This window comes from Methylocystis sp. (genome assembly GCF_051061225.1).
Lineage (GTDB): Bacteria > Pseudomonadota > Alphaproteobacteria > Rhizobiales > Beijerinckiaceae > Methylocystis.
The window spans coordinates 1-9,338 of record NZ_JBPFEB010000118.1 but is presented as its reverse complement, the minus strand read 5'-3'; the positions used below and the strand labels follow the sequence as shown (position 1 = coordinate 9,338).

10 protein-coding genes and 1 pseudogene are annotated in these 9,338 nt (G+C 58.7%); 8 read left to right on the top strand and 3 right to left on the bottom strand.

Annotated features, from left to right (window positions below; genetic code table 11):
- Both ACR652_RS20070 and ACR652_RS20065 read left to right on the top strand, forming a co-directional pair.
- The coding region (locus ACR652_RS20070) for a DNA-methyltransferase (protein ID WP_434508239.1) at positions 1-968 on the top strand (968 nt) is incomplete at its 5' end.
- A complete protein-coding gene (locus ACR652_RS20065) occupies positions 859-1,329 on the top strand; it encodes a DUF5681 domain-containing protein (RefSeq protein WP_434508238.1) in 471 nt (156 codons plus the stop codon). The genes ACR652_RS20070 and ACR652_RS20065, both read left to right, overlap by 110 nt.
- A gap of 290 nt (positions 1,330-1,619) precedes the next feature.
- On the opposite strand, the gene ACR652_RS20060 is transcribed toward ACR652_RS20065, so the two are convergent.
- On the bottom strand, positions 1,620-1,844 hold the full coding sequence (locus ACR652_RS20060) for a hypothetical protein (RefSeq protein WP_434508237.1): 225 nt from the start codon (positions 1,842-1,844) through the stop codon (positions 1,620-1,622).
- Between the two features lie 218 nt (positions 1,845-2,062).
- Between ACR652_RS20060 and ACR652_RS20055 the strand changes: the two genes are divergently transcribed.
- Positions 2,063-2,329, top strand: coding sequence for an efflux RND transporter permease subunit (locus tag ACR652_RS20055; protein WP_434508236.1), 267 nt, complete (start codon positions 2,063-2,065; stop codon positions 2,327-2,329).
- Positions 2,330-2,366: 37 nt separating this feature from the next.
- A complete protein-coding gene (locus ACR652_RS20050; RefSeq protein ID WP_434508240.1) occupies positions 2,367-3,179 on the top strand; it encodes an efflux RND transporter permease subunit in 813 nt (270 codons plus the stop codon).
- A 604-nt stretch (positions 3,180-3,783) separates the two neighbouring features.
- On the opposite strand, the gene ACR652_RS20045 is transcribed toward ACR652_RS20050, so the two are convergent.
- Positions 3,784-4,176 (bottom strand): hypothetical protein, encoded by a 393-nt coding sequence (locus ACR652_RS20045; RefSeq protein ID WP_434508235.1) that lies wholly within the window; start codon positions 4,174-4,176, stop codon positions 3,784-3,786.
- A gap of 148 nt (positions 4,177-4,324) precedes the next feature.
- Entirely contained in the window at positions 4,325-5,533 is a 1,209-nt protein-coding gene (locus ACR652_RS20040; RefSeq protein WP_434508234.1) for a cation:proton antiporter, read from the bottom strand.
- A 498-nt stretch (positions 5,534-6,031) separates the two neighbouring features.
- On the opposite strand from ACR652_RS20040, the gene ACR652_RS20035 reads away from it, so the two are divergent.
- From ACR652_RS20035 to ACR652_RS20020, 4 genes and pseudogenes are all read left to right on the top strand, one after another.
- Positions 6,032-7,903 carry a potassium transporter Kup gene (locus ACR652_RS20035; RefSeq protein ID WP_434508233.1) on the top strand — a complete coding sequence of 624 codons (1,872 nt, stop codon included), beginning with the start codon at positions 6,032-6,034 and terminating at the stop codon, positions 7,901-7,903.
- 187 nt (positions 7,904-8,090) lie between these two features.
- Entirely contained in the window at positions 8,091-8,393 is a 303-nt protein-coding gene (locus tag ACR652_RS20030; protein ID WP_434508232.1) for a hypothetical protein, read from the top strand.
- 304 nt (positions 8,394-8,697) lie between these two features.
- Positions 8,698-9,204, top strand: a complete 507-nt coding sequence (locus tag ACR652_RS20025) for a UPF0182 family protein (protein WP_434508231.1) — start codon at positions 8,698-8,700, stop codon at positions 9,202-9,204.
- Positions 9,098-9,338, top strand: a pseudogene (locus ACR652_RS20020) (integrase core domain-containing protein); the annotation flags it as partial. The gene ACR652_RS20025 and the pseudogene ACR652_RS20020, both read left to right, overlap by 107 nt.

Here is a 9,338-nt window from a genome sequence, read left to right as displayed (position 1 = left end):
CCGACATGGGCGAAGATCTCCCGCAGGAGGACTTCATTCCCGGGTCCGGACCAGCGGTAACGAAAAAAGGCGACCTTTGGCGGCTGGGCAGGCATCGCATCCTGTGTGGCGACGCGCGCAAGCCCAACGTTTATGCGAGGCTCATGAACGGGGCGGCGGCCGCGGCGGTCTTTGCCGATCCGCCGTATAACGTCCCGATCGGCGGCCATGCGCAGGGGCGGGGCCGGATCAAGCATCCCGACTTCGTGGTCGCTTCTGGCGAGATCGATGAAGAGGTATTCCACGCCTTCCTCAAAAATTGTTTGGCGGCGGTCGCGTGCGTTTCGCGGGGCGGCGCTATCCATTACGTCTGCATGGACTGGCGCCATATCGAGACGCTGGTCAGCGCCGGCCGGGCCATCTACGAGGAGCTGCTCAATATCGCGGTCTGGAACAAGACCAATCTGGGGCAAGGCTCCTTCTACCGCAGCCAGCACGAGTTCATCGCCGTGTTCCGGGTTGGTCCCGGGAAGCACCAAAACAACGTCCAGTTAGGACGTCACGGGCGTAATCGCAGCAACGTCTGGACCTATCCCGGCGTCAGCAGCCTGGGGGCGGAGCGCAACAAGATCCTCGCCATGCATCCAACCGTCAAGCCAGTGGTTCTGGTGGCGGATGCGACGCGCGATTGCACGGGGCGCGGCGACATCGTCCTCGATCCCTTTCTTGGATCCGGGACGACTGTTATCGCGGCCGAGAAGGTCGGGCGCGTCTGCTACGGGCTGGAGATCGACCCGTCCCATGTCGACGTCGCCGTGCGGCGTTGGCAGGAGTACACGGACACGGACGCCGTGCTGGAGGGCGACGGACGGACCTTCGATGAGGTCGCGGCGGAGCGTCTCGCAGCAGGGGCGGTCGCTGGCGACGAAGCTCAGCCAGAGTCCGGATCGGCCACGCCCTCGCGCGGCGCCCGTCAGCAGGGGCTTTAAGGAAATGGGTAAGTGGCGACGCTCTGCGCAACCGCCCGACTATGAGGTTGGTTACGGCCGGCCTCCGAAGGACACGCGCTTTCAGCCCGGCCGCAGCGGCAATCCCAGAGGGCGGCCGCGCAAACAAAAGACAATCGGCGCCCTTATTGACAAGGCTCTGTCGAGGCGAGTCACGATCCAGGAAAACGGCCGCACGAAGCATGTGCTAGTGAAAGACATCATAACAACGCAACTGACCAACAAGGCGGCCAAGGGCGAACTCCGCGCCACGAAACTGCTTCTCGACTTGAGGGACCGGTACTGCGGGCCAACCGAGGCGGCTATTGAGATTCGCCTTCTCCCGGGAGATAAACAGTTATAAACGCCCGTCTCTTGGAGTCGGAGCCGCTGGCCTGTGAATTCCTCCAGGAGAAAGTGCCGTGTCGCAACGCCTTTCTAACGCATCAGGCCGATCGTCCTACGCGACATACAAAAAATCGCTGAATTCAGCCTCAAGCGCCGAAAACTCCCCAGCCAGGGCGGCGAGCGCCTCGTTCGCCAGGCCGCGGATGACCCGCAAGGGATGCGAACGGAATCACATCAGAGCCGCCAGAGCGAGGGGTTTTTCAACAGCCTGCTAGAGATGGTGCTCCCTTTACAAGGTAGAAGGGCTCAGCAATTCCAGTCTCTTGCAGGGTCGCAATCAGGTCCGACGTAATACGGCAGAGGTCGAGCGCGATAGAAAACGACCGGCGGCGCAACATAGCCATAAGCATTTGGCGGCAGGTAGCGATACGCGGCCACGCCATGACGGTGAGCGGCGCGGGCAAGCGTTTCTGTCGGCAACATCGCAGCTGCAACCATGGCTATGGTCAGGATGCGGTTGAGGATGGACATGGCGACCTCCAACCCGGCAGCGCTGGGCGCTGACACTATCGGTTTGATATCGATGTAGCGCGAGCGGCGTCGTCATCAATATGTTATCAAAGCGTCACGAAACCTTCGTCGGTCGCCAAACGCTGTCGCTGAGCCAAGGGCTGAAGCGCGGCTTACCGATATCGCGACTGGAGTGAAGCCGCTTATAATATCTGGCCAGTGAACAGGGGACCAGCGCGATGAATTTGGTAGCGTTTGCGTTAGGGCGCCCGATCACCATCGTCGTGCTAGTTATCGCGACCGTGCTCATGGGAATCCTCGCGACGCTGCGGATGCCGCGCGATATCTTTCCCAATCTCGGAATCCCCGTCCTCTACATCGCGCAGCCTTATGGCGGCATGGATCCCGCGCAGATGGAAGGATATCTCGTCAAGACCATCGGCATCTCTGACCCGAAGCGGACATTGCCCGACGGGCTAATGATATTGCCCTTCACGATCGCCTGAACGATCTCGTCAGGGCTCATGTGTAGCCGGTCAAGCGATCAGGATCGACGTTGATGACGATGGCGCGCGGACTGCCGCCAAACGGCGGGGGAGCGGAAACCCCTGGAAGGGTCGAGAACAACGGACGAAGGTCGACACCGTCGTGACCGACGTCTCTCGCATCGGCGACATTGCAATCCCCTCGGATGGGACAAAGACGATTTACGTCCGCGACCTCGGAACGGTCTCTGATTCGTCGGACATCGAGTTCGGCTATGCGCTCGTGAATGGCCAGCATACCGTATTCATTCCAGTCACCAAGCGCGCCGACGCCTCGACCCTCAGCGTCGTCAATCTTATGCGGGAAAATATTCCAAAGTTTCAGGCGGTGTTGCCAGAGGGCGCGAAAGTCACCTATGAGTTCGATCAATCCCCCTTTGTCAGCCGGGCTATCAGCGGCCTTACCCAGGAAGGCGCCATCGGGGCGGTGCTCACCGGCTTGATGGTGCTGCTGTTCCTGCGCGACTGGCGGAGCGCGCTGGTCGTCGTAGTGAACATTCCCTTATCGATCATGGCGGCGATGGTGGCGCTATGGGCGACCGGCCAAACGGTCAATCTGATGACCCTCGGCGGGCTCGCGCTGGCGGTTGGCATTTTGGTGGACGAGGCGACAGTCGCCAGCGAAAATCTCATTCGGCCTCTCGCCCTCTTGCATCCGCAGGAGGTGATCTCCGACGCGCTGCCCTTCCGCCTTTCCCAACTCCTCAATCTCGACGTTCCCAAGGACCGAGATGAGTCAGAGGCGGTCTACCTACGACCGCTACCGCTCTCTCCCTGCCTTGGGAACCAAGCGCTAGGTTCCAGCTACTAGGGTCGCCGCTGTACAGCCGCGAACGCAAGATCTCAAGTATATGCTTATGTTGCGTACGGTCGTGACCGTAGGCGAATTATCACTGGCCGAGTTCTGAGCGTGTCCAACAGAACCACTCAAGAACGACGGGGCCGAAAACCAGCACCGCAAGAAAGACGGCAAGAAGTTCGTATTTCCAGTCATATCGAAGATGGTCAGACTTCTCAGTGTGAGTCATTTTTCTTATCGCATCGCCTCCACGGGTGGAGCGTTGCGCGGATACTCTGCCAAATATGCATAAAGAATCCATATTGATTTGAAGGCTCATGCATGTGGCGCGCATGATTAAAGTCAGAGAAAGCTAATTGCGACGTGCGAGAGCGGTATCGCCAGCCTAAGCCCATTTCTCGCTTCTATCATCGTGGATCTGGGGTCCGCTTCGACAGCAAGGCTAAGGTACTTTCATGGTCCCGGTCTTGTCTACAATCTGAGCCAACACCTCGTCGGGTCGCTCTGCCGCGGGCTTGGTTCTCGAAAGGACATTGCGGCCACGCGTGTGATATTTAATGGCACTCGACTGCGACTGTCTCACGTTGCTGAGGTAGCAAAAGCGCAACCACTGCTCTCATGCACGCCCGACGTAGCCCTTGAAGCTCAGCAAAGCGCCCAATACGCCGATGATCGCCGCCACGACGAGGGTAGAAGCACGGCCCCTATAGATGGCCGAACCAATCCAAATCGCTATTTGCAGCGCCACGATGCGAATGGCGCCGCCGATGGTCATCGACCAACCAAGAACCGTGATAATGACGCGCCAGTCAGCGCGCCAGGTATTGTGCAGATTAATAATTGCCAGACCAGCGAGCAAAGAAAGCAGGCCAGACAGATAGAACAGGATGCCCGCGTGCAGCGCCTCCGCGATAATGCTCTCGTACATGCCCAGATTGATCAGCATACCGAACGCGATCGCGATGAATGTCGGCCCCACAAGCCTCGCTGGAAATAACGCTCGATCCATGACGCAGCTCGGCCACTCAGTCCACCCCGAATGCTCAAATAACACGCGGAGAAGCTCCGACACAGTTTTTGGAGCGGCGGCCCATGTCAGCCTTGGTCAAGTGCGGCTTCCGGAAACCTTCGCTCTGTCTCTGTGGTAGGACCAGGCGTTAGACTCCGACGGCGTCCCGATCTGAGGGACGGCGAATCACGCCCAACCTGTAAAGCAAGGGGACCATCACGAGCGTCTGGACGACAATCGAGAACGCCACGACGGCGAAGGTCACGGTGACGAGCTGGTCTCGTTCGATGATCGAGGCCGGCAATCCAAGCGCGAGCGCCAGAGGAAGCGCGCCACGAAAGCCTCCCCAAAATAATACGTGTTGGTGCCTGACTTCGACGGCGTAACGTGTTCGACGAAACAAGGCGCAGAACGGGTAGACGGCGATGGCACGGCCGACGACGGCAAGCAGTATCGCGGTAAAGGCGGGCCAGAACACCAGCAGATAATGGCGTTCTCCCTCGCGCAGCCCAATCAGGATGAATATCACCGAGTTTACGAGGAAGGCGACATACTCCCAAAAGGCCGCGACAGCGCCCTGGCCCCCAGAGCCGAAAAGGCCGCGCCGGCTTCCTTCCGCCACGACCAGGCCCGCCGCAAGTGCGGCCAGCACGCCTGAAGCGTCGATACGCTGGGCCAGCAAAAAGGAGCCATAGCCGCAAAGCGTCGTCAGAGTGATCTTGACCAAGTTATTGTTGGTGCGGCCGACAAGGATGAGCAGGGCTCCCGCCACAGCGAAGCCGCAGGCTAGCCCGCCACCAACAGTTAGAAGCAAGGTCCATGTCACGTCCAGGGACGCCGTGGGCGTCCCCAGCGCCAACCCCAACAGGATCGCAAACGCTGTCGCCGCCGTTCCATCATTGATCAGACTCTCAGCGCGCACCAGGAGGTCGACCCGACCCCGCACCCTGGCTTCGTCGAAGGTTGCGATGACAGCGACCGGATCCGTTGCGGAGATGAGCGCGCCGAAGAGCCCCGCCGCGGCCCATGACCAGCCGACGATCCAATGCATGCCCGCCGCGAGCAGAACCGCCGAGGCCATGAGGCCCGGCCCCGCGAGCATGAGGATCACTGGAAGATCGCGGCGCAGTCTTGGCCAGTTCAACCGGAGCGCCGCCTCGAACACCAATGGCGGCAGTAGGAAGGTGTAGACGAGGTCCTTTGAAAGCGATAGTTCGATCTTGAACGGGAGCATCGACAGGGCAAGGCCGGCGAGCATGAGGCCGATCGTGTATGGCAGCCTCAGCCGCTCGCAAACCAGCGCCACTGCAGTCGTGACGGCGAGCAGCAACCCGAGCTCATAGATATCAAATGTCATCGGCGCAACGCCCCGCCCCGGCGAACAGCCCCTTAACCGCTATTCATGTTGTTTAGAGACGTATTGGCCCTGCGGTCAATCGTGGTTCGGCGGCCCGCAAACCCGCTGCAAATCATAGCCGTCGGTGAGTAACTGCCAGACCGCTGGGTGTGGTCTACGATGGGGCGCCGTCACGCGATGGGGGCCGAGACAAGCGCTAAGTGCGCCAGGACGTAATAGCAGCCCATCTTGATCGAGTCGCGTCTTGATTAAGCGGCCAGCCGCGAATGCTGCGGTAACCCTGAGGCTGGCGCCTACGCTCGGCAATGTGTTGGTCGAGCATGGTTGATGGTTGTTGGCTGCCCAGGGCGGGGTCGAGAAGGGAGAAAAGGCTGCGCCGACGCTTATCCGTTTTCGCAGGATGGGGTTCCTCTCACATGACTCCAGCCTTACTGTTGGCCCGAGTTTTCGTCTCCGTCTAAGGCGACCAAGCCGCCTTTTTATGATCAGAGGACAACAATGTTCCACAAGGCAAGGCAAGAAACCCACGCGGCTGGTTTGAGAACGTTAGCTTTGGGGGCGTTGGGGGTCGTGTACGGAGATATCGGCACCAGTCCGCTCTATACCGTCAAGACAGCGATCGAATGGGCAGGTGGGGCAGTCGGTCCCGAAGAAGCGCTCGGGATGTTCTCCCTTATCGTCTGGACCCTCTTCATCATCACCTCAGTAAAATACGTCGCTGTTATCATGCGCGCCGACAATGACGGCGAAGGAGGCATCCTTGCGCTCATGTCGCTACTCGGAGTCAAGCGCGTCCGCCGTCCGTTTGTGATCGCCATTGGAATGCTTGGCGCAGCTCTTCTTTTTGGCGATGGAGCAATAACGCCAGCGATTTCGGTGCTGAGCGCCCTCGAAGGGCTAAAGACTCCAGTCCCGTCGATCACACCCTACATAGCGCCGCTGTCTGTGGTGATCCTGGTCGCTTTATTCGCCTTGCAGTCGCAAGGCACCGCACGCATTTCGAAGCTTTTCGGCCCAATTATGATGGTTTGGTTTCTCACAATCGGGACTCTTGGATTAGCGGGTGTTGTGACAAACCCACAAGTGCTTTGGGCGCTCAATCCGACTATCGGATTAACATTCCTTCTCGGGCACGGAGTTAAAGGATTCCTGCTCCTTGGCGCCGTCTTCCTTTGCGCAACAGGCGCGGAGGCGCTTTACGCGGATATGGGACACTTTGGGCCGCGGCCCATCCGGCTTGCGTGGTATGGTCTTGTCCTTCCAGCGTTGCTTTTAAATTACGCGGGTCAAACCGCAATCTTGATTGCTCGGCCTGCCGCCATCGCAAATCCCTTTTTCGATCTCTGTCCAACCGCCTTTCAATTTCCCCTGGTGGCGCTAGCGACGGTGGCCACTGTGATCGCTAGCCAATCGATCATCACCGGCGCATTTTCGATGACCCGCCAGGGGATTCAGCTCGGACTGTTGCCGCGCCTCGATATTGTTCAGACATCGGAAGAGAGCTATGGGCAGATTTATGTCGGCTTCGTTAACTGGTGCCTGATGGCGCTTACGGTCGCCCTGACAATCGCCTTCCAATCGTCCGAGCGACTCGCCGCAGCATTTGGCATTGCCGTTTCATTGACGATGCTGCTCACCAGCCTGCTCATGTTCATCGCGATGCGCGACGTCTGGCGATGGAGCTTGGCAATGAGCCTCGCCGTTGCGGGGCTGTTTGTCGTGGTCGACGGCTCTTTTGTCGCAGCAAATATGGTGAAGTTCTTTGACGGTGGATGGATCCCTCTCGTAACGGCGGCCGTCATTTTCTTTCTCATGAACTGCTGGGCGGAGGGCTTCGCCGACATGCGGGCGGCGCTCGAACGCGATACCTTGCCTCTACCCAGCTTCATCGCGAATATGGCACGCATGTCACGCGTCAAAGGCACTGCGGTTTACATGTCGAGCCGAACCGACGTCGTTCCTGTTCCGCTTCTACACAACCTCAAGCATAATAAGGTCTTGCACCAGCGCGTCGTGCTGTTGCACGTCACGACCGAACGCAGCCCCCGGGTCGACCCATTACAGCGAGTCGAATCACAGACGCTCGATGAAAACTTTTTCGCAGTTAATGTTCGTTACGGCTTTATGGAGCAACCAAATCTTCCGCGCGCCTTGCTGCTTGAGGCGCTCACCCTGCCTATCCAATTTGACATGATGGACACCTCTTTTTTTGTCGGCAGACTGACGATCGTCCCTGTCGGTCTCTCGAAATGGCGGGTCCTAAAGCTTGAAATTTACAGGTTCATGCACCGCAACGCGCTCCCGGCGACGGAGTTTTTCCAAATTCCTCCCGGTCGGGTTGTAGAACTTGGGGGCCAAGTTGAGGTTTAACAACCAGCGCCGGCGGGCGCATGCATCCAGGGAACCCAGATCCAACGCACGGGCTTTAGGCTGACTGGCTTAAATGTTCTCAGCCAACCAACCACGGCGGAGGGACTCGAATTGCCGCACGTGCGCTTGCCGCTTTTGTGCGAAGCGATAAGTGACAGGATAATGCGGCATTTCCGGGGAGCCGAAAATGAGACGCGTTGCGGCGTTATTCGTTTTCACGATTGCGATCGGCGCAGTTTCGGCCGCCCCGGGCGCAGGGCGGCTGGGATATCCTGCCTGCAAAGACAAGGCCGTCATGTCCCGAGCGCTCGAGCTCTCAGACGAGGCTGATTATCAGGCGGCCCATGCAACCGTTCAAAGAGGCATAAAAAGTAAGGACTGCCAAGTCATACCCGCCGGTGAGCTCGTGATTGAAACAACGCCTCCGCTGAGCCGTTTGGTAAAAGTGCACAGAAGGGGAGATCCGGACGAGTATTGGATCATAAATTGACAGTTCGGGCCGGCTTAGTCCCCGAGTGCCATGCATGGGCGCCCTCCCAAATTCGACTAATTTGACCGAATGGTGTGTCAGCTCATGAATCCTCGGCGTAGCGGGCAATTTCGCGACGATCCTCACGAGGGCTTAACGGTTTTCGGACGATGGTTGACCCGGCAGCTGTGCTGGCGATCCTCGCGACCGCGCACGGCCTGATACGGCAACACTCGCCGCCCAAAAGCGTCGGAGAAAAAGCGCACGACTACAAGGGGCCCTGCTCCGTCGGGTGGCTTCCGAGACCTCCGCTTCAGGCGTTCCGATGGGGTATAATTCCCGCCCTGGGTTTCGAAGAGCCCATGGAAAGGCGGAGGCGGCGGTCACAAAGAGATTGACCTCAACTTCCTGTCTAATTCGAAAAGGTCAGCTTTATAGAGGCAAGAACATACAGTTTTTTCCTGTCATAAAGGCGCGCGGCGGAGGGAGGGACGAGATATGGGGGAATCGCATAGCGTTGGCGATGCTCCTCATTGCAGCTTGCTTGGCCCTCAGCCCAGCATTGAGCGTCCTGATTGATTGGCTTTGGTTTTCTGCCCTTGGCTATCCCAGTGTTTTTTGGACGATGCTCAAGACCAAACTTGCCGTCTTCTGTGCGGCATTTGCGGCCTCGACTATCCTTCTGTGGCTGAATGGATCCCTAGCTGTCACTTCTGATCAGGTTGTTCCGCAAAGCCTTGCGGATGCTGGGCATACGCCACATCCGAACGAGGCCTTACACGCCGAAAACCAACGGCAAGGCCGAGCGCTTCATTCAGACGATGCTGCGTGAATGGGCCTACGCCATTCCTTTCAAATCATCCGATGCGCGCGCCGCCGATCTCGACCGATGGCTCTCGTGGTATAATGACCGCAGGCCTCATTCGGCCCTAAACCGACGACCGCCCACTCAGGCTCTCCTCGGAA

Bases quoted from the DNA above. Each gene is read 5' to 3' on its own strand.
- ACR652_RS20035 (WP_434508233.1), top strand. From the start codon at position 6,032: ATGTTCCACAAGGCAAGGCAAGAAACCCACGCGGCTGGTTTGAGAACG.
- ACR652_RS20060 (WP_434508237.1), bottom strand. From the start codon at position 1,844: ATGTCCATCCTCAACCGCATCCTGACCATAGCCATGGTTGCAGCTGCG.
- ACR652_RS20030 (WP_434508232.1), top strand. From the start codon at position 8,091: ATGAGACGCGTTGCGGCGTTATTCGTTTTCACGATTGCGATCGGCGCA.
- ACR652_RS20045 (WP_434508235.1), bottom strand. From the start codon at position 4,176: ATGGATCGAGCGTTATTTCCAGCGAGGCTTGTGGGGCCGACATTCATC.
- ACR652_RS20040 (WP_434508234.1), bottom strand. From the start codon at position 5,533: ATGACATTTGATATCTATGAGCTCGGGTTGCTGCTCGCCGTCACGACT.
- ACR652_RS20065 (WP_434508238.1), top strand. From the start codon at position 859: ATGAGGTCGCGGCGGAGCGTCTCGCAGCAGGGGCGGTCGCTGGCGACG.
- ACR652_RS20025 (WP_434508231.1), top strand. From the start codon at position 8,698: ATGGGGTATAATTCCCGCCCTGGGTTTCGAAGAGCCCATGGAAAGGCG.
- ACR652_RS20055 (WP_434508236.1), top strand. From the start codon at position 2,063: ATGAATTTGGTAGCGTTTGCGTTAGGGCGCCCGATCACCATCGTCGTG.